At 50.1% G+C, this 17,543-nt stretch carries 22 protein-coding genes; 5 read left to right on the top strand and 17 right to left on the bottom strand.

What is annotated here, in order from left to right; all coding sequences use genetic code 11:
* Positions 1 to 35 precede the first annotated feature (35 nt).
* From LZP96_RS10510 to LZP96_RS10490, 5 genes are all read right to left on the bottom strand, one after another.
* The gene (locus LZP96_RS10510) at positions 36 to 2,345 is read right to left on the bottom strand and encodes a replication endonuclease (protein ID WP_258925951.1); all 2,310 of its coding nucleotides are present in this window, start codon (positions 2,343 to 2,345) and stop codon (positions 36 to 38) included.
* 1 nt (position 2,346) lies between these two features.
* Positions 2,347 to 2,610: a DUF5405 family protein gene (locus tag LZP96_RS10505; protein ID WP_258925949.1), complete on the bottom strand. Its 264-nt coding sequence runs from the start codon at positions 2,608 to 2,610 to the stop codon at positions 2,347 to 2,349.
* A 31-nt stretch (positions 2,611 to 2,641) separates the two neighbouring features.
* The gene (locus LZP96_RS10500) at positions 2,642 to 2,851 is read right to left on the bottom strand and encodes a DUF2732 family protein (RefSeq protein WP_258925948.1); all 210 of its coding nucleotides are present in this window, start codon (positions 2,849 to 2,851) and stop codon (positions 2,642 to 2,644) included.
* A gap of 66 nt (positions 2,852 to 2,917) precedes the next feature.
* The gene (repB, locus tag LZP96_RS10495) at positions 2,918 to 3,418 is read right to left on the bottom strand and encodes a phage replication protein B (protein WP_258925947.1); all 501 of its coding nucleotides are present in this window, start codon (positions 3,416 to 3,418) and stop codon (positions 2,918 to 2,920) included.
* A complete protein-coding gene (locus LZP96_RS10490; protein ID WP_000662667.1) occupies positions 3,415 to 3,585 on the bottom strand; it encodes a hypothetical protein in 171 nt (56 codons plus the stop codon). The genes repB and LZP96_RS10490 overlap by 4 nt, the downstream gene beginning before the upstream one ends.
* Positions 3,586 to 3,682: 97 nt before the next feature.
* Here LZP96_RS10490 and LZP96_RS10485 point away from each other — a divergent pair, with 97 nt between their 5' ends.
* Positions 3,683 to 3,871, top strand: a complete 189-nt coding sequence (locus LZP96_RS10485) for a hypothetical protein (RefSeq protein WP_000184654.1) — start codon at positions 3,683 to 3,685, stop codon at positions 3,869 to 3,871.
* 2 nt (positions 3,872 to 3,873) lie between these two features.
* Here the strand turns inward: LZP96_RS10485 and LZP96_RS10480 are convergent, their stop codons facing one another.
* Both LZP96_RS10480 and LZP96_RS10475 read right to left on the bottom strand, forming a co-directional pair.
* Positions 3,874 to 4,113, bottom strand: coding sequence for a hypothetical protein (locus LZP96_RS10480; RefSeq protein WP_000042568.1), 240 nt, complete (start codon positions 4,111 to 4,113; stop codon positions 3,874 to 3,876).
* A 41-nt stretch (positions 4,114 to 4,154) separates the two neighbouring features.
* Positions 4,155 to 4,433 carry a regulatory phage cox family protein gene (locus LZP96_RS10475; protein ID WP_032665605.1) on the bottom strand — a complete coding sequence of 93 codons (279 nt, stop codon included), beginning with the start codon at positions 4,431 to 4,433 and terminating at the stop codon, positions 4,155 to 4,157.
* A 119-nt stretch (positions 4,434 to 4,552) separates the two neighbouring features.
* Here LZP96_RS10475 and LZP96_RS10470 point away from each other — a divergent pair, with 119 nt between their 5' ends.
* Together LZP96_RS10470 and LZP96_RS10465 are read left to right on the top strand one after the other, a co-directional pair.
* Entirely contained in the window at positions 4,553 to 4,852 is a 300-nt protein-coding gene (locus LZP96_RS10470; protein WP_032665606.1) for a helix-turn-helix domain-containing protein, read from the top strand.
* 96 nt (positions 4,853 to 4,948) lie between these two features.
* Entirely contained in the window at positions 4,949 to 5,959 is a 1,011-nt protein-coding gene (locus tag LZP96_RS10465; protein ID WP_258925944.1) for a phage integrase, read from the top strand.
* Between the two features lie 106 nt (positions 5,960 to 6,065).
* Here LZP96_RS10465 and leuE read toward each other — a convergent pair whose 3' ends face one another.
* From leuE to LZP96_RS10455, 3 genes are all read right to left on the bottom strand, one after another.
* Positions 6,066 to 6,701, bottom strand: a complete 636-nt coding sequence (leuE, locus tag LZP96_RS10460) for a leucine efflux protein LeuE (RefSeq protein WP_064326341.1) — start codon at positions 6,699 to 6,701, stop codon at positions 6,066 to 6,068.
* A 49-nt stretch (positions 6,702 to 6,750) separates the two neighbouring features.
* On the bottom strand, positions 6,751 to 6,885 hold the full coding sequence (locus LZP96_RS24215) for a KPN_01571 family protein (RefSeq protein WP_374230104.1): 135 nt from the start codon (positions 6,883 to 6,885) through the stop codon (positions 6,751 to 6,753).
* A gap of 140 nt (positions 6,886 to 7,025) precedes the next feature.
* Positions 7,026 to 7,199, bottom strand: a complete 174-nt coding sequence (locus tag LZP96_RS10455; RefSeq protein ID WP_087892605.1) for a YciY family protein — start codon at positions 7,197 to 7,199, stop codon at positions 7,026 to 7,028.
* Positions 7,200 to 7,340: 141 nt separating this feature from the next.
* Here LZP96_RS10455 and cls point away from each other — a divergent pair, with 141 nt between their 5' ends.
* On the top strand, positions 7,341 to 8,801 hold the full coding sequence (gene cls / locus LZP96_RS10450) for a cardiolipin synthase (protein ID WP_258925939.1): 1,461 nt from the start codon (positions 7,341 to 7,343) through the stop codon (positions 8,799 to 8,801).
* A 33-nt stretch (positions 8,802 to 8,834) separates the two neighbouring features.
* On the top strand, positions 8,835 to 9,164 hold the full coding sequence (locus tag LZP96_RS10445; protein ID WP_064326343.1) for an HI1450 family dsDNA-mimic protein: 330 nt from the start codon (positions 8,835 to 8,837) through the stop codon (positions 9,162 to 9,164).
* 28 nt (positions 9,165 to 9,192) lie between these two features.
* On the opposite strand, the gene LZP96_RS10440 is transcribed toward LZP96_RS10445, so the two are convergent.
* The 7 genes from LZP96_RS10440 to LZP96_RS10410 all read right to left on the bottom strand — a co-directional run bounded on the left by LZP96_RS10440 (position 9,193) and on the right by LZP96_RS10410 (position 17,075).
* On the bottom strand, positions 9,193 to 10,029 hold the full coding sequence (locus LZP96_RS10440; protein ID WP_064326344.1) for an ion transporter: 837 nt from the start codon (positions 10,027 to 10,029) through the stop codon (positions 9,193 to 9,195).
* A 46-nt stretch (positions 10,030 to 10,075) separates the two neighbouring features.
* The gene (gene oppF / locus LZP96_RS10435; protein ID WP_258925937.1) at positions 10,076 to 11,080 is read right to left on the bottom strand and encodes a murein tripeptide/oligopeptide ABC transporter ATP binding protein OppF; all 1,005 of its coding nucleotides are present in this window, start codon (positions 11,078 to 11,080) and stop codon (positions 10,076 to 10,078) included.
* Positions 11,077 to 12,090 (bottom strand): ABC transporter ATP-binding protein, encoded by a 1,014-nt coding sequence (locus LZP96_RS10430; RefSeq protein WP_064326346.1) that lies wholly within the window; start codon positions 12,088 to 12,090, stop codon positions 11,077 to 11,079. The genes oppF and LZP96_RS10430 overlap by 4 nt, the downstream gene beginning before the upstream one ends.
* Positions 12,091 to 12,101: 11 nt before the next feature.
* On the bottom strand, positions 12,102 to 13,010 hold the full coding sequence (oppC, locus tag LZP96_RS10425) for an oligopeptide ABC transporter permease OppC (protein WP_064326347.1): 909 nt from the start codon (positions 13,008 to 13,010) through the stop codon (positions 12,102 to 12,104).
* 13 nt (positions 13,011 to 13,023) lie between these two features.
* Complete coding sequence (gene oppB, locus LZP96_RS10420) at positions 13,024 to 13,944, bottom strand: oligopeptide ABC transporter permease OppB (RefSeq protein ID WP_258925936.1); 921 nt, start codon at positions 13,942 to 13,944, stop codon at positions 13,024 to 13,026.
* Between the two features lie 84 nt (positions 13,945 to 14,028).
* Positions 14,029 to 15,660 (bottom strand): oligopeptide ABC transporter substrate-binding protein OppA, encoded by a 1,632-nt coding sequence (gene oppA / locus LZP96_RS10415; protein ID WP_064326349.1) that lies wholly within the window; start codon positions 15,658 to 15,660, stop codon positions 14,029 to 14,031.
* Between the two features lie 767 nt (positions 15,661 to 16,427).
* The gene (locus LZP96_RS10410; RefSeq protein WP_258925935.1) at positions 16,428 to 17,075 is read right to left on the bottom strand and encodes a YchE family NAAT transporter; all 648 of its coding nucleotides are present in this window, start codon (positions 17,073 to 17,075) and stop codon (positions 16,428 to 16,430) included.
* Positions 17,076 to 17,543: the final 468 nt, after the last annotated feature.

Below are 17,543 nucleotides of genomic sequence, written 5' to 3'. Positions count from 1 at the left end.
AAAGTAAAACTCAAGCATTTATGAAAATGTACATATTACATTTGGGATGATTGGTTACCTTCCCAAAAAGATTCAAGGATTGAGAATTCTGTTCTGTCGGGATAAAAATACTCATCCCCATCAAAAATTACCTTCCCTCCACGAGCAAGAACTTCAATTACCCATTTTTTAGGGCTAATACCAATTTGGATAAGATCTAAGCGAATTTTTGCGACGCGATCCCTTTCTAGCTTTGTCATCCTAGCTGATGGCGCTTGCTCACTCGTTTTGAGCGGCGCAGTGCTTCTTTGCTGGCGATTCTTGCGCGGCGTACCAGCTTTCAACGCACCATTAAGCACCTTCACGACGTCTGGCTCATTCCAGTCGATAATCCCGCGCTCAATCAGATTTAAAACCGCTGCGGCTTGCTCAGACGGTGTGGGGGTCATAATTGGATCGCTACCGGCGGTGAGCTTTCCACAGTTATTGACAGGACTCCGAGGCGCGGCAGAGCCGCTTTTTAAGGTCAAAGGCTCAACGGCCAAAACCTTTGGAACGATTCGCCATTCGGCTGTACGGGTTTCATGGACACGGTGAGCCCCGAGGTGAGGGGCATAAATACCGACCACCCTCTCGATATCTTCTTCGTACTCGTTAACCTCATCCGTCACCTTACGGGCGACCCTGACGACCTGAGCATCACGCGGCATGTTTGCCCCACCCTGTGCGATGATGTACCGCTCAAAATCCCCCTCATCTGCAGCAGCTCGCGCGGCCTCGACCTTGTCGTCAAACTCGCTGGCGATACTCACGCCGCGAGGCAGCTTGCGCAGTTCGCGGTAAGCGCCCATTGTCGGGAGGCCAATTGGTTTAAACTGCGGGATGCGCCATGTAGACGCCCATGCGGTGACGGCTGCGGCCGTATCTTTCAGAGGCTTGCCGGTGTCGTGGTCGAGCTGGCCGTCGAGCGCGTAGCCGTCGATATTTTTGGCAATGTATTTTGCGATATAACCCGCTGCGCCGCCCTGATTAAGATGACGAGACTCAAAGCGCTGTTTTGCCGCGCCCTTTTCTTGTCCGTCCTCTTTGAGGGCATAACGACGCATAATTTCGTTAATGGCTTTACGCTGACCGGGTTTGCAAAACAGCATCATGTGCCAGTGTGGCGTGCCGTCGTGGTGCGGTTCGACAACGCGCATCCCGTAAACATCTAAATCGTTATCTTTGAAAGCTGTACGCATCAGGCTCCAAATTCGACATAGATAGCGCTGGCCATCTTTGGGAGTGAATGCTGTTTCGTTCCAGCCGTGATTGAGCTGCACCGTTTTGCTTTCACCTTTGCCAACCTGACGGGTCGGGTGATACTTCGATGGCGTGGTCAGAGTGATAAACATCCCCACGTCCCCAACTCTGGTCGCGTAACGTTCAATCCCGGCGATAGTGTTCATCAGCTCCATGCGGCGTATTTCAGGGTTAGAAATACTCCCCATGACCTTACTGATGAGGTCGATACGTTCGCCGGTGACTTTGTTTTCCAGTTCACAGGATTTCAGGTATTCGAGATTAGCCAGGCGGCGCGAGTGAACATCGCGGATCGCCATTTTGCTTGCGTAAGGTGAACGGTCTTTGTTGACCTCACCGGCAGCAATGAGCAACGCCTCGCGCCAGCGCATCCTCTGCGCCTTAAGCTGATTAACCCACCACTCGTCTTTTATCAGTCGTGAAATAGCGGAAAATGCCATGCGGATCGTCATCTGACCCTTACGGTATTTTTTCCAGTACATCGGGGTGATGTTAAATGCGCGAGCAATACCGGCCACTTGCCCATATAGGTGCGACTGAGCTTCATCGGTGAAAAGTGTCTCTTTCCCGCCGTGAGCCTCCGCCCATGCGTCGCTTAACTCCTCATATTTGCTCCAGAGCTGAGAGGCAATTCTGGCCGCAAATTTCCTGAGTTCTTTGTCATTCATATCTGGTAAGCGCGCATACTGGTCGCGCTCGGACAGAAAACCAATCGAGGCGGATTCATTCATCCCGCACAGCTCATTAACACGCTCAAGACGCGGCAGCAGCTTGCGCTCAAACGTGTTTTTAAGGAAAAACAGCCCACCCAAAGGGCTCTTTTTACGGCGGATGAAGTTATAACGCGATGTAAACAGGGTTTGCAGGAAAAATGGCAGACGGTAAATACGGTTTAAAACACCTTGCACCTGACGGAGTTCGGCACGTGTAAGGGGTCTGTCGCGGCCAATAGCCTCTTTGTTGACGTTATTCCAGGGATAAGCACCAACGAATGAATCACTGGTGCCCTTCAAAAATGGTGGTGGTGGCGTGGAGGCAACACGCCCCCGAGGTTCGTTGGACATATTATTTAAAAGCGTCCAGGCATTGCTTCCCGATGCGTTCAATCCGAGCTTCCAGAGCTGAGAAGCCAGTAAGATCGCTGGTCAAAAGATCATGCAATACCAAGCCTGAGATAAGCTTAGGGATAGTTGGGTAGTAACCCACAACGTCCAACCATTCCTTACCTTCATTCTTCCCGGATGTAGCGGTCTTTTTTTCCTGCAAAATGAATTGATAGCGGTCACTGGTGATGACGTATTGGTTATTAATCTCGATGCGTATGCTCATTCTGGCTTCCTTTTAAAAGTGGTTAGCCTGCTCAATCGAAAATTGCGTTGTGCAAATTTGCCGACTCTTGACCTAATAACTCGATAATCTCGGTACGATTGAGCTCAGACTTGCTGATATGAGCGATAAGCCCGTCAAATCGAGATGAGAATCGTGTCGCTAGGTCGCGCTGTGCTTCGTTTACTGCCTGCTCCAGAAGAGCGGAAAACATGCCACCTGGAGCTGTATTTTGTTTTTGCATTTGCCTATCTCCGGACAAAAGGAGTCCCCACGCAGTAAGGCGCGTAATAAAACGAATCCAGATTAATTAATGTAAATACTGCTCAGGTTTTACCGAGGTTAAAATGGTTGGTGCGTACTCAAAAAGGCTAAACAGCTCTCGCAGCGCGCGGAAAAGTTTGTCGCGCCAATAACAGCCCTCTTCATTCAAACGCCAGTGCGGCATCATAAATTCCTGCTCTGTCAGTCCCGCATGAAGAAACAGTGATCGCCTTTGGCTAACGGTCAGGCGGCTGATGAAAGTTGCTTTCGACACGCCAAGTTTGCGGTGCCCGGCGAATGCATTTCTCAATTCATCAAGCGCGCAAACAAGACGCTCACGATCGGCTTCGGTCATTTCCTCTAAGCGCATGACAGAGTGACGCTGTTTTAATTGAGCGTGGAAACAAACCGTAAGACGCTCCCGCTCCATCATCTGATTGTAAAAATCGCAAGTGTCCTGCCAGCGAGGCTGAGCCAGATACTTGCAGACCAGACCGCGAAGCGCTGTTGGTTGTTTCTGGATCACGTCCAGTGTCATTACCGTCATAACCACAGTCCTCTCTTTTTGACCAGACGGCGAACCTTCTCGATAACGCCCGGCTTACGGGTTCGGATGATTATGCCCTTGCGGCCGCGACCGTGAGTGATGGTGAAGTTGATCGGATTAGGGCTTTCTCTTCGAAGCAACTGTGCAATACAGCGAGGCTCTTTCATAAATTCTCCTTAGGGAGTCGGGTTTTAACCATGCCCGACACATGGCCTTGTGATAGGATCGAATCGCCAAAAACAAGCCAATCACATGAGGTATTTCATGACTAATCAACAAAATGATGAATTAATTGCCACTCTAAAATCAGCCATTGCATTGGTTAATTCTTCCTCTGATGCGATCTCTAATCGTGAGAAGGCTGAGGAAATCAACAAACTGTCAATCCAGTTGAGAGAGGCAGTTCAATCTAAAATGCCTGTCACGCATAAAAGCTTTTTAGATATCAACTAAGCTCAAATACTGGTGGGGTTTGCCATAACCCCACGTTCTTTTGCTAAAAATTCTAGATACAGACCTGCAATCTCCTCATAGGCAACATCAAGTTCAAAAACTTCTCCCGACGTAAGATGCACCTCAACTTTGTCGGCTGTTTCAGTGCGCTCACGGATAGCGGCCACGCTTTTTAAGTCGATCAGCACCCGCATACCATTAGTGATATGACGAATGCAGCCATGCTTTATTGGTTTTGACATGCAATTTCTCGATTGAATTTGAATGAAATAGATGAATCTAATTACCGTGAAGGTTGCCCTAAGCCGAGCCACATCAACCAACCATCGCGAATCTCTCTAGGACGGCTTTCATATGCCATCTTCATACCGTTGTTCCATGCCGGAAGGTAGACCCAATACTCCCCAGCTCTTCCAGTAGCAGATTGTGGGTCGGTCATTTCAATGATTGGTAATTTGCCTTTCTCAATCATCCCTTTTACGGCCGCCGGGGTTTTACCTATCAGGCGTGCAAACTCCTGATATGGAACTGCGTCAGTTGCGCTCTCTAACGTCTTCTTCATCTGGTACACTTCTCCGTTAGCGTTTTAATTGCTCTTAATGGCTTATAATTGCCTTTAGTGTAACTACGAATGCAAAACAATGAATACCATGAACACAAAATTACGCAATAGGAGTAATTATGTCAATACACGTTTCAGAGAAGCTAAAACTCATGCGGGAGTCAGAGAGGCTAAACCGTAGGGAAGTCAGTGACTTGACTGGCGTTCCTTATAGTTCACTTTCGAGCTATGAAAGCCGCTCCAAAAATGCAGGTGTGGAATCCATAATGAAAATTCTCCAGCACCCTCGTTTCACGAAATACACGATGTGGTTTATGACTGATCAAATAGCACCTGAAGCTGGGCAAATTGCACCGGCTCTCGCGCACTTTGGGCAGCAGACAACAACGTCACCCCACTCAGACCAGAAAACTGGCTAACCATTTACGGCGCTTTTTTGTGCAGCAAATGCACAGTGAGTTTTTGCTATTTAAATCAGGAAATTGAAGTACGCAGTAACATCATCGGGAGGCTTTATGTCTGTTAAAAAGCTCGATGATGGTCGATATGAAGTGGACATTAGACCGAGCGGGCGTAACGGAAAACGCATCCGTCGGAAGTTCGACAAGAAAAGCGAGGCGATGGCTTTTGAAAAGCACATTCAATATAACCATCACTCAAAGGAATGGCTTTCAAAACCAACGGACAAACGCCAATTGTCAGAACTGAAAGAGTTGTGGTGGAAGCTGAAAGGTAAACATGAGGAGCACGGTCAATCGTATCTCAGGAAAATTGAGCGTTTCGAAACGATGACCGGTGACCCATGCGCTTTCCAGATCACCAAGAGCCTGATAACGCAATATTGTGCTCAACGTAGGGGTGAAGGTATTAAGCCAACTACCATCAATCGCGACCTGATTACGCTAGGAGGGATGTTCACTACCCTGATTGAGTCAGAACTGTATAACGGTGAACATCCATTCAGGGGATTTAAAAAACTGAAAGAGCAGGCAGCCGAAACGGGCTATCTCACTCTTGAGGAAATCGACGCCTTACTTGCTGCGCTCTCAGGTGATAATCGTAAAATCGCGGTTTTGTGTTTGAGTACCGGGGCAAGATGGGGAGAAGCCGCGCGATTGAAGGCGGAGAATGTGATTCATAACCGGGTGTCTTTCGTTAAGACGAAAACCAACACGCCGCGCACGGTCCCGATCTCTGATGACGTTGCGGCTTACGTAGTCGGCAAAGCACGAGGCTTTCTGTTTCCTGAGGCCAGTTATGCTGATTTCAGGCGAATCCTCAAAGAAGTTAAGCCCGACTTACCGGCGGGGCAAGCAACACATGCGCTACGACACTCTTTCGCCACGCACTTTATGATTAACGGGGGCAATATCATCACACTGCAGAGAATCTTAGGTCATACGAAAATTGCGCAGACAATGGTCTATGCGCACTTCGCTCCTCAGTACCTGCAGGACGCGATTTCGCTTAACCCGCTGAAGGGTGCTAATGGTGGTAAGAGTGTCCACAATGTGTCCACACCCTAGCCGCTTTTTATGGCTTTTGGCTGCTAGTAGTAAAACGTGAAGCCTTGTCTGGCGCGGTTTTCCAGCTACGCCAGACATTAAAAAGGCTCCCGCAGGAGCCTTTCATTTAATGCAGCGACGCGAGCCGCGCCGCAAATCCTACAAACAGCAGTCCTATCAGGCCATTTCCGAGCTTTGCCAGTTTCTTCCTGGTATTAAGATACCGGGTAACGAACGCACCGGAGAAAATCAGGAAGCTCATGTACATAAAGCTTATTAGCTCAAGCGTCGTCGCCAGTATCAGGAAGGAGGTGCCGGTGTTTTTGGCGTTCACGTCAATAAACTGGACGAAGAAGGACACATAAAACAGGATAGCTTTTGGGTTGGTCAGGCTTAATACCAGCGAGCGTTTCATGATTGCGCTGGCAGGCTCTGCGCCGCTTTCCTGCGTGCCTGTTTTCCTCATCAGCACTGACCAAAGCATTTTGCCACCGAGCCACAGCAGATACATCGCACCGAGATAACGCACAATATTAAACAGGACGGGAGTGGTCTGAATCATGGCAGCAACGCCTGCCCAGGCAAGAAACATAAGGACCGCGTCGCCGATAAAAACGCCTGTCGCAGCAAGATACCCCTTTTTAACGCCATGACCGATTCCCGTTTTCAACACAAATAACGTGTTCGGCCCCGGAACCAGAACAATAAAAAAAGCCCCTACAAAATAAGTCCAAAAATTAAGCACGCCAAACTCAGCAAACACCACATCCTCCTTTTTAAAAATCAATACACTCTGTCTCCGCCAGGCCTTATCACCGCAGCGTCAAATAGTGGGTCAAAGAGAGCGAAACAACATCAATCAGCTGCGGAAGTGTAGACACCCCAAATAATTCTCTTAATGCATCTACGGTAAAAATGGTGATTATCACCCAATAGAAAGGATTCATTATGTTTATTCATCATGTCGGATGTGTACATGATATCGCAGTTGTACAGGTTGATGACACGAAGAACGGGAAAGATCGCCAGTTCAGGTAGGGGTTACCCCAGAAAAAAATCAGGCACCGCTAACGGTGCCTCGACGTTTTCAGAGATCGCGGACGGCGAACACCAACGCGTTACGGTGGTGACTCAGCCCACATTTTCTGATGGCATGGATTCGCATATTGCGGCGGGATTGTGCTTCCAGCCAACGTGCTTTACGACGGCTCATTTGTCGCAACATGCGCCAGCGCCCTACTTCAGTTCTACTGCGCTTCATGTTTACAGCTCTTTCCTTAACAGAAACCCCATTATAGCCCTCTGGATGCGGCATACCAGCGCTTTATCTGTCGTTTTTATTTGCCAGATGAATCCTTACGCGTAAACTCATAACAATACGCTTTCAAAAGGATTTTTAACTATGACAACCTTCTACACCGTGGTGAGTTGGCTGGTCATTCTGGGATACTGGCTGCTCATCGCGGGGGTAACGCTCCGCATCCTGATGAAGCGCAGAGCGGTGCCGTCAGCAATGGCCTGGCTGCTCATTATCTATATTCTGCCGCTGGTAGGGATTATTGCGTATCTTTCCGTGGGTGAACTGCATCTGGGTAAACGCCGTGCAGAGCGCGCGCGCGCCATGTGGCCTTCCACCGCTAAATGGCTGAACGATCTTAAATCCTGCAAGCATATCTTCGCAGAAGAAAACAGCAGCGTGGCGACATCCCTGTTTAAACTTTGCGAGCGTCGCCAGGGGATTGGCGGAGTCAAAGGCAATCAGCTTCAGCTTCTCACCACCTCCGAAGACGTAATGCAGGCGCTTATCCGCGACATCCAGCTGGCCCGCCACAATATCGAGATGGTCTTTTATATCTGGCAGCCAGGGGGAATGGCCGATCAGGTGGCGGAGTCGCTGATGGCGGCGGCACGTCGCGGTGTCCATTGCCGTCTGATGCTGGATTCTGCCGGCAGCGTCGCCTTCTTCCGCAGCCCGTGGGCAGGCATGATGCGTAATTCAGGCATTGAGGTTGTCGAGGCCCTGAAGGTAAATCTTCTGCGTGTCTTCCTGCGCCGGATGGATTTACGTCAGCACCGTAAAATGATCATGATCGACAACTACATTGCTTATACCGGCAGTATGAACATGGTCGATCCTCGCTTCTTCAAACAGGATGCGGGCGTGGGTCAGTGGATTGATTTGATGGCGCGTATGGAAGGCCCAGTCGCCACCGCGATGGGGATTGTTTACTCCTGCGACTGGGAGATCGAAACCGGCAAGCGGATCCTGCCCCCGGCGCCGGACAATAATATTATGCCGTTTGAGGAAGCCAGCGGACATACCATTCATACCATCGCCTCCGGGCCCGGTTTCCCTGAGGATTTAATCCATCAGGCGTTACTGACCGCTGCCTATTCGGCACGCGAATATTTAATCATGACGACGCCCTATTTCGTACCGAGCGACGATCTGTTGCATGCCATCTGCACCGCCGCCCAGCGCGGTGTCGACGTCAGTATTATCTTGCCGCGCAAGAATGACTCGGTTCTTGTCGGCTGGGCTAGCCGGGCTTTCTTCGCCGAACTGCTCGCCGCAGGGGTAAAAATTTATCAGTTTGAGGGCGGGCTTTTACATACGAAAAGCGTGCTGGTCGACGGTGAACTGAGCCTGGTGGGTACGGTGAATCTGGATATGCGCAGCCTGTGGCTCAATTTCGAAATCACGCTGGTGATTGACGATGCCGGCTTCGGTGACGATCTGGCGGCCGTGCAGGATGATTATATCTCCCGCTCTCGCCTGCTGGACGCCGGGTTGTGGATGAAACGCCCTCTCTGGCAGCGAATTACCGAACGTCTGTTTTACTTCTTTAGTCCGTTGCTGTAAAACGTGCCCAACGATGTTAAACAGGGTGTCATCATGGAAATGGATCTGAACAATCGCCTGACCGAAGACGAAACGCTTGAGCAGGCTTATGACATTTTTCTTGAGCTGGCGGTCGATAATCTCGACCCCGCTGACGTTATCCTCTTCAATTTACAATTTGAAGAGCGTGGCGGCGCAGAGTTGTTCGACCCGTCTGAAGACTGGAATGAGCATGTTGATTACGATCTCAACCCGGACTTTTTCGCCGAGGTGGTGATTGGCCTGGCGGATACCGACGGCGGCGAAATTAATGATATTTTCGCCCGCGTTCTGCTCTGTCGCGAGAAAGATCATAAGCTGTGCCATATCCTCTGGCGTGAATAATATAAAAGGCTGCGATGGCAGCCTTTTTTTATTCCTGAAGTTCACTGCCACAGCGGTGACAGTAGCGGGCATCCTGTTCGTGAATGGCCTGCTGGCACTGTGAACATCTGCGCTGCGACTCACGGCTCTGGAAAGCGGCGCTCATATGGGAGGTTATTAGTCCTGTGGGGATCGCAATCACCGAATAGCCAATCAGGATCAGCACCGAAGCCACTATCCTGCCCAGGGGCGTGTGCGGCGTAATGTCCCCATACCCTACCGTTGTGACGGTCACGATAGCCCAGTAAACCGACGCGTTTAAGGTAGTAAAACCGTACTTCGGCCCTTCTATCAGATACATCATCGATCCAAACACAATCATCACAATCGCAATAAACGAATAGAATAAAATGAGCTGATGACGCGCGCTTTTAATTGCCGTCCAGAACACCTGTAAAGACGGCATAAAACGCAGCAATTTTAAGACGCGGAGTACGCGAATAACGCGCATCGCTCGCCAGGCGAAGACATAATTAATACTGATTTCCGGCCACAGCCACATGACAAATAACGGCAGGATGGTGGCTAAATCAATAAAACCCCAAAAGCTAAAAACGTATCGGGCAGGATCCGGCCAGCTGAACACCCGTAGAAGATATTCCAGCGTAAAAACCAGGGTCACGAAAAGTTCAAGCCAGACAAAGAGATGCCACTCATTGACGGTGAGGTGGTATTGCGTGCCTAACCCCGATTCAATAAAGATGATGAGCACGCTCAGGAGTGCAAATAGTCCGCACAGACCTTCGACACGCCTTCCGGTGCGCGTATTCTGATCGAACAAGAATCCATACATCCGGCGGCGAATTAATGAGACGGATAGCGACACAGTAACCTCGCAAAAAAAAGGGCTGACATCATGTCAGCCCTGGCGATTATAGCGGGTCTACTTTCAGGCAGGAAACGGCATGTTTGAAACTGCCTTCCAGCAGTGGCCGGGTTTGCGCGCATTCCGGGCCTGCAATGGGGCAGCGCGTCCTGAATACGCAGCCCGATGGCGGGTTAATCGGTGACGGCAGTTCACCTTCGAGCAACTGTATCTGTTTGTTTTTTTCCAGATCCGGATCGGGTACCGGTACTGCCGACATCAACGCTTTGGTATAAGGATGAAGCGGATTGTGATACACCTCATCATAGGTACCCAGCTCAACGGCATGACCGAGATACATCACCAGTACGCGATCAGAGATATGCTTAACAACCGCCAGATCGTGCGCGATGAAGATCAGTGACAAGCCCATTTCCCGTTGCAGTTTCTGCAACAGGTTGACCACCTGCGCCTGAATAGACACGTCCAGTGCCGAAACAGGTTCATCACAGATAATGAGTTTCGGCTCCAGGATCAGTGCGCGGGCGATGCCGATACGCTGGCACTGACCACCCGAGAATTCATGAGGGTAGCGGTTAACCAGGTTAGGTAAGAGCCCCACTTTCATCATCATCGCTTTTACGCGGTCACGAATCTCCTGACGCGGCATTTTTGGATGATAGGTGCGAAGCGGTTCAGCGATAATTTCACCGATGGTCATACGCGGGTTCAGCGAAGCCAGTGGGTCCTGGAAAATCATCTGGATATCGCTGCGTACTTCGCGCCACTCCTCCGGCTTCATCCCCAGCAGGTCTTTACCCAGCCAGGCGACTTTACCGTCGGTGGCCTTGACCAGCCCAATGATGGCGCGGGCAAACGTTGATTTGCCACATCCGGACTCGCCCACCACGCCCAGGGTTTCGCCTTCGTAGAGACGCAGCGTAACGCCATCCACGGCCTTCAGCGTTTTAGGCGGCTGCCAGAACCATTGCTTGCCGTCTTTGATATCAAAATGGACCTTCAGATCGGCGATTTCGAGCAGGACATTTCGTTTTTCGTCAGTGGCGTTCATACCAGCTCCTCCAGCGGCTTAAAGCAGGCGCGCAGACGGCCTGGGGCAAACTCTTCTAACGGGGGAGCCGTATTGCAGATGGGCATTGCATGCTGGCAACGCGGCTGGAAAGGACACCCTTTTGGTAAACGCAGCAGGTTTGGCGGGTTGCCTGGAATAGTAAGCAGCGATTCGCCTTCTGCATCCAGTCGCGGTACCGCATTCAGCAGGCCAATTGAGTACGGATGCGCCGGATGATAGAACACCTCGCGGGCCTGGCCGTATTCCATGGTACGACCTGCATACATCACAAGCACTTTATCGCAGATCCCGGCCACGACGCCAAGGTCATGGGTAATCATAATAATGGCCGTGTTGAACTCACGCTTCAGTTCATTCAACAGGGTCATGATCTGCGCCTGAACGGTCACATCCAGCGCCGTCGTGGGCTCATCGGCAATCAGCAACTTCGGTCTGCACAGCAAAGCCATGGCGATCATCACGCGTTGACGCATGCCGCCGGAGAATTCATGCGGGAACATCCGCATACGCTTACGTGCTTCAGGCATTTTGACCGCGTCGAGCATTTTGACCGACTCTTCGAAGGCTTCCGCCTTGCCCATGCCTTTATGCAGCATCAGCACTTCCATCAACTGCTCACCTGCCCGCATATACGGGTTCAGAGAGGTCATGGGGTCCTGGAAAATCATCGAAATCTGCTCGGCGCGGAGCTTGTTCAGCTCGTGCTCAGGCAGATTCAGAATTTCTCTTCCGTTGAATTTCGCCGAGCCGCCAATGCGGCCGTTTTGCGCCAGCAACCCCATCAGGGCAAATGCAGTCTGTGATTTACCGGACCCAGACTCCCCTACAATGCCGAGCGTTTCACCGGCACGGAGGTTAAAGTTCAAATCGTTGACTGCGGTGACATCACCATCAGGTGTTTTAAACGTAACACGGAGGTCTTTTACGTCCAGCAGGATTTTATCGTGCTGTAGCGTCTGCGGCGCAGTTGCCGTTTCAATAATCGTCATGACGGCACTCCTTAACGGTCTTTCGGGTCGAGGGCATCACGCAGGCCATCGCCGATAAAGTTGAAACAAAACAGGGTGACCACCAGGAAGCCTGCCGGGAACAGAAGCAGCCACGGAGAAACTTCCATTGAGTTCGCGCCATCACTCAGTAAGGCTCCCCAGCTGCTCAGAGGCTCTTGTGTACCAAGACCCAGGAAGCTTAAGAAGGATTCAAAGAGGATCATGCTTGGCACCAGCAGCGAAGCATAGACCACCACCACGCCCAGTACGTTTGGCACAATATGACGGATGACGATGCCCCCCGTAGACACACCCCCTACCTGCGCGGCTTCAATAAATTCTTTACGCTTCAGGCTGAGCGTCTGCCCACGCACAATACGCGCCATGTCCAGCCACGAGACCATCCCGATTGCCACGAAGATCAACAGGATGTTCTGGCCAAAGAAGGTCACCAGCAGAATGACAAAGAACATGAACGGGAAGGAGTTCAGGATCTCAAGCAGACGCATCATGACCGAGTCGACTTTGCCGCCAAGATACCCCGAAAGAGAGCCATACAGCGTGCCAAGAATAACCGCGACTAAAGCCGCTGCAATCCCGACCATCAAAGAGATACGGCCACCAATGGCCACGCGCACCAGCAGGTCACGTCCCGAGGAGTCTGTGCCAAAGTAGTGGCTCGACTCCATGTCAGGCGCGCTGGACATCATGCCCCAGTCGGTATCGTAATAACTGAATTGCGATAGCATGGGGGCGAGCGTCACAAACAACGCTATCACCACTAACACCACCAGGCTGGCAACCGCCGCACGGTTATGCATAAAGCGACGCCGGGCGTCCTGCCAAAGGCTGCGGCCTTCGACTTCGAGCTTTTCACTGAAGTTTTCCAGCGCCTCGCTGTTTTTCTTACTCAACATCATGGCGTGCTCCAGTTTAGTAACGAATTTTTGGGTCGATGACGGCATACAGCACATCAACAACGGCGTTGAAGAGGATGGTCAGCGCACCCACCAGGATTGTCAGGCTCAGCACCAGCGAATAGTCACGGTTTAACGCGCCATTAACGAACAGCTGGCCAATACCCGGCAGACCGTAAATGGTTTCAATAACCATTGAACCGGTGATAATCCCCACGAAAGCAGGTCCCATATAGGAGAGAACCGGTAACAGTGCAGGCTTTAACGCGTGGCGGAAGATGATCCGGCGCATCGGCAGCCCTTTTGCGCGGGCCGTACGGATGAAGTTGGAATGCAGCACTTCAATCATGGAGCCACGGGTGATACGCGCAATGCTGGCGATATAGGCCAGAGAGAGCGCCACCATCGGCAAAATCATGAACTTCAGCGCCCCGCCGTTCCAGCCGCCTCCCGGCAGCCATTTCAGGGTTATCGCAAATATCATCACCAGAAGCGGTGCGACCACGAAACTGGGTATGACGACCCCCGTCATGGCTATCCCCATGACGGAATAGTCCCATCGGGTATTTTGCTTAAGCGCGGCGATCACACCAGCGGTGACGCCCAGTACAACCGCCAGAATAAAGGCCGCTGCACCCAATTTAGCCGAAACCGGGAAGCTTGATGTCACCAGGTCATTGACGGAATAGTCTTTATATTTGAATGACGGTCCAAAATCGCCATGCGCCAGCTGTTTCAGATAGTTGAAATACTGGGTGGAGATTGGATCGTTTAAATGATACTTCGCCTCAATGTTCGCCATGACTTCTGGCGGCAAGGTGCGTTCACCGGTGAAAGGACTTCCCGGTGCCAGACGCATCATGAAGAAGGAGATCGTAATTAGAATAAATAGCGTTGGAATCGCTTCAAGACAGCGACGTAGGATAAATTTCAACATTGCCCGTACCTTCTGGCGTGTGCCTATATAATATGACGTTGGTTAGACACCGTGGGGCGAATCAGCTCGCCCCACTCATTGCCATTAATGCTTGATAATATACAAGTTTTTAACGTAGATATTATCCAACGGGTCTTTCCCGGTATAACCACCCACCCACGGCTTAACCAGACGGGCGTTAACGTAGTAATAGACAGGAACGATCGCGGAATCTTTATCCAGCTGTTGCTCAGCTTTTGCATACAGCTCAGAACGCTGTGCATCGTCTGACGCTTGCAGGGTATCGCCGATCAGTTTGTCAAACGCAGCGCTCTTATAGTGCGCGGTGTTGTTGGAACTGTCGCTCAGCATGGTGTTCAGGAAGGAGGTCGGTTCGTTATAGTCCGCACACCAGCCCGCACGCGCAACGTCAAAGGTGCCCTGATGACGGCTGTCCAGGAAGGTTTTCCACTCCTGGTTTTCCAGCTTAACGTTCACGCCCAGGTTCTTTTTCCAGATGGACGAGACGGCGATAGCCAGTTTTTTATGCAAATCGGACGTGTTGTACAGCAGGCTGAAGGTCAGCGGCTTGTCGGCGGTATAGCCCGCTTCTGCCAGCAGTTTCTTCGCTTCTTCGTTACGTTTTTCCTGTGACCATTTGAACCACTCTGGTTCGGTCAGTTTTGCACCATCAGTATAGGGAGGCGTGTAGCTGTATGCTGGCAGGTCACCCTGATTCTTGACCTTGTTCACGATGATATCGCGATCCAGAGCCAGTTTAAGCGCGGTACGTACGCGGACATCGGTAAACGGCGCTTTCTGGTTGTTGATTTCGTAATAGTAAGTACAGAGATACGGATCGACGTGAACTTCAGCCGGGATCTCTTTTTTCAGTTTCTGGAACAATTCAATCGGCATGTTGTTATAGGTCATGTCGATTTCACCGCTGCGGTAGCGGTTTACGTCCGTCACTTCTGAGGAGATTGGCAGATAGGTGACCTGGTTAATTACGGTCTTCGCGTTGTCCCAATACTGGGTATTACGCTCCAGATCCATACGTTCGTTTACCACCCAGGCTTTCAGTTTATAAGCACCGTTGGTCACGATATTGGCCGGCTGGGTCCATTTATCGCCAAATTTCTCAACGGCCGCTTTAGGTACCGGAGAAACGGATGGGTGGACCAGCAGTTTATAGAAATACGGTACTGGCTCGCTCAGCGTCACTTCGAATGTATTATCGTCGATCGCTTTTACGCCCAGATCGGTAACGGGTTTTTTGCCAGTGATGATGTCATCGATATTGGCAATGTGACCATATTGCAGATAGCTTGCATACGGCGAAGCGGTATTAGGGTTCGCCAGACGCTGCCAGCTATAAACGAAATCTTGCGCGGTGACCGGAGAACCATCGGACCATTTCGCGTCTTTACGTAAATGGAAAGTCCAGACTTTAAAATCTTTATTTTCCCACTTCTCAGCGACACCAGGCGCTGGATGTCCGTCGACATCAGTAACCAGCAGACCTTCGAACAGATCGCGGTTAACGTTTGATTCAGGAACACCTTCAATTTTGTGCGGATCCAGAGACTGAACCTCTGCACCGTTATTACGTACCAGCGTTTGCTTCTCCGCCAGCTGAACACCCGCAGGAACGTCAGCAGCCATTGCGACGTTACCCGCGATTAGCGCAGTGAAAATTCCCGCCGCTATCAGATTTTTTTTTGTGATGATGGACATTGTGTTGGTACTCCACTCATTATAATTACTGGTTTTTACCAGCCTGTTTAATTCCCCTTTGGGGTTCCTGACAACGTAGGAGTTTATGCTGCTGTCAGGCTCTTTTACTGCTTGCTATCACCGACTTTATATTACCGGCGACTCGTTCGGTCACCTTGCGTCGATTCTTTACGCCTCCCCCTGTCAGAGGTGCGTCCTGTCCTGTATGAATGAAAATCCCAAATGAAAAGGATTCTCATCTAAATGGTTAATCCTGAAAATATAAGGCCGGAAAGTACCAAATGGCTTAATTTCGCGCCAATACATTTTGCAAATTTGTTAAGCAATTCTCTTTTACGGTGAACACCGTTTCGGTGAGGGCAGCCCTGCCAGCCATTGAACATCTGGCAAACGCTCAGTTATTCAATGTGATAGAGAGAAACATCTATGTCAGCGCGTCACTGCGCTATCATCGGTTGGTTTTTGTACAAAAAATTAACATTCGATTATTATTTAGCACATTCATCTGGGGGAATGTTGAAATTACTAATAACATTTCGGTTATCTGACGGCAAGCCCCAGAGTATCGTGTGAGTAAAATAACAGTGCGATTGCACGAAATGTGTTCAGGCGGGAATTAGCGCTCTCTTTAAACGATTGATATTCATTCAAATAATGAATTCAGCAGATTTTATTATGTCTTGTGATGTTTTCAACTTTATTTATATGATTTGCTAATAATAACGTCTTCAGGCGGAGCATTGCGCTCCGCGCTTTCAGATGAAGGCTTAACTCAGCAAGCCAGGAAAAATGCTTTTCAGCCCGGTGACAATAAATTCGATACCCAGGGCCATCAGCAACAGCCCCATAATACGGGTTATAACGTTAATGCCTGTCTGGCCTAACAGACGTACAAGCCATGGCGCGATGCGGAATAGTCCCCAACAGCACAACGCAAACAGCACGATAGCGACGGAAAAGCCGAGCAGATGCATCAGACTGTGATAACGCGTTCCCCAGACAATAGTAGAACTGATTGCGCCGGGTCCCGCCATAAGGGGTAAGGCCAGCGGTACAACACCAATGCTTTCGCGCACTGCGGTTTCTGACTTTTCCTGCTTGTTCTGTTTGTCTTCCCCGAGCTTGCCGCTGATCATCGACATAGCAATGGTCACCACCAGAATCCCGCCCGCGATGCGGAACGAATCGATGGAGATGCCAAAGATTTGCAGAATCGAATCACCCAGATAGAGCGAAGTCAGCAGAATAATTGCCATTGAAAGGTTAGCGGTCAGGTTCGTTTTATTTCGGGCCACTGCCGTCTGGTAACTGGTCATACTAATGAAAACGGGGATAATCCCGACCGGGTTAACCAGCGCGAACAAACCGATAAAGAATTTGAAATAAGTAGAAAAATCAAAGAGCAATGGGGTCACAGTTAGCTCCGAAAATTAACAAGGCCCGTTCAGCATAAAAAGGGGTAAATTCGCGCTGAAGATACGCTTTTTATCAGCATACTTCACCAGAAATCTGTGGCTCATCGCGACGAACTTAATGTGTTAATCATTTGTAGAATGATTGCATGCTAAATCACCTTAACTTGGGTAATTAATTTACACTTGCGTTTAACGGTGAAAATAACCCTGCTGAAAGGTATCAGCTTAGGGGAAAATTGACACAGATCATGTTTTCCGTACTCAGAAGTGAGTAATCTTGATGACACCGGAAGGGAGTTCAGGAGTCTAAAAGGGATGATGCTAAGGTAAGGCTCTTTTAGTAAATGAGTGTACAGCAACATACAGTAACCCTTTGTTTTAGTAGGTCTTACGCAAGGGCAGCCTGCTTGACTATACTGTGGTCGTATTGAACGCTGGTTTACTAAAAGAGTTTAAACATTATCAGGA

Origin of the sequence: Huaxiibacter chinensis (genome assembly GCF_022171985.1) — a bacterium.
Lineage (GTDB): Bacteria > Pseudomonadota > Gammaproteobacteria > Enterobacterales > Enterobacteriaceae > Enterobacter > Enterobacter chinensis_A.
The sequence above is the reverse complement of the archived record's forward strand: the minus strand, read 5'-3'. Positions and strand labels throughout refer to the sequence as shown.

What these genes read in the sequence shown, in the direction of transcription:
- oppB (WP_258925936.1), bottom strand. Translation starts at nt 13,944, where the DNA reads ATGTTGAAATTTATCCTACGTCGCTGTCTTGAAGCGATTCCAACGCTA.
- oppF (WP_258925937.1), bottom strand. Translation starts at nt 11,080, where the DNA reads ATGAACGCCACTGACGAAAAACGAAATGTCCTGCTCGAAATCGCCGAT.
- LZP96_RS10465 (WP_258925944.1), top strand. Translation starts at nt 4,949, where the DNA reads ATGTCTGTTAAAAAGCTCGATGATGGTCGATATGAAGTGGACATTAGA.
- LZP96_RS10485 (WP_000184654.1), top strand. Translation starts at nt 3,683, where the DNA reads ATGACTAATCAACAAAATGATGAATTAATTGCCACTCTAAAATCAGCC.
- LZP96_RS10445 (WP_064326343.1), top strand. Translation starts at nt 8,835, where the DNA reads ATGGAAATGGATCTGAACAATCGCCTGACCGAAGACGAAACGCTTGAG.
- LZP96_RS10430 (WP_064326346.1), bottom strand. Translation starts at nt 12,090, where the DNA reads ATGACGATTATTGAAACGGCAACTGCGCCGCAGACGCTACAGCACGAT.
- cls (WP_258925939.1), top strand. Translation starts at nt 7,341, where the DNA reads ATGACAACCTTCTACACCGTGGTGAGTTGGCTGGTCATTCTGGGATAC.
- oppC (WP_064326347.1), bottom strand. Translation starts at nt 13,010, where the DNA reads ATGATGTTGAGTAAGAAAAACAGCGAGGCGCTGGAAAACTTCAGTGAA.
- LZP96_RS24215 (WP_374230104.1), bottom strand. Translation starts at nt 6,885, where the DNA reads ATGAATCCTTTCTATTGGGTGATAATCACCATTTTTACCGTAGATGCA.
- LZP96_RS10490 (WP_000662667.1), bottom strand. Translation starts at nt 3,585, where the DNA reads ATGAAAGAGCCTCGCTGTATTGCACAGTTGCTTCGAAGAGAAAGCCCT.
- LZP96_RS10475 (WP_032665605.1), bottom strand. Translation starts at nt 4,433, where the DNA reads ATGAAGAAGACGTTAGAGAGCGCAACTGACGCAGTTCCATATCAGGAG.
- oppA (WP_064326349.1), bottom strand. Translation starts at nt 15,660, where the DNA reads ATGTCCATCATCACAAAAAAAAATCTGATAGCGGCGGGAATTTTCACT.
- LZP96_RS10480 (WP_000042568.1), bottom strand. Translation starts at nt 4,113, where the DNA reads ATGTCAAAACCAATAAAGCATGGCTGCATTCGTCATATCACTAATGGT.
- LZP96_RS10500 (WP_258925948.1), bottom strand. Translation starts at nt 2,851, where the DNA reads ATGCAAAAACAAAATACAGCTCCAGGTGGCATGTTTTCCGCTCTTCTG.
- repB (WP_258925947.1), bottom strand. Translation starts at nt 3,418, where the DNA reads ATGACGGTAATGACACTGGACGTGATCCAGAAACAACCAACAGCGCTT.
- LZP96_RS10505 (WP_258925949.1), bottom strand. Translation starts at nt 2,610, where the DNA reads ATGAGCATACGCATCGAGATTAATAACCAATACGTCATCACCAGTGAC.
- LZP96_RS10510 (WP_258925951.1), bottom strand. Translation starts at nt 2,345, where the DNA reads ATGTCCAACGAACCTCGGGGGCGTGTTGCCTCCACGCCACCACCACCA.
- LZP96_RS10455 (WP_087892605.1), bottom strand. Translation starts at nt 7,199, where the DNA reads ATGAAGCGCAGTAGAACTGAAGTAGGGCGCTGGCGCATGTTGCGACAA.
- LZP96_RS10470 (WP_032665606.1), top strand. Translation starts at nt 4,553, where the DNA reads ATGTCAATACACGTTTCAGAGAAGCTAAAACTCATGCGGGAGTCAGAG.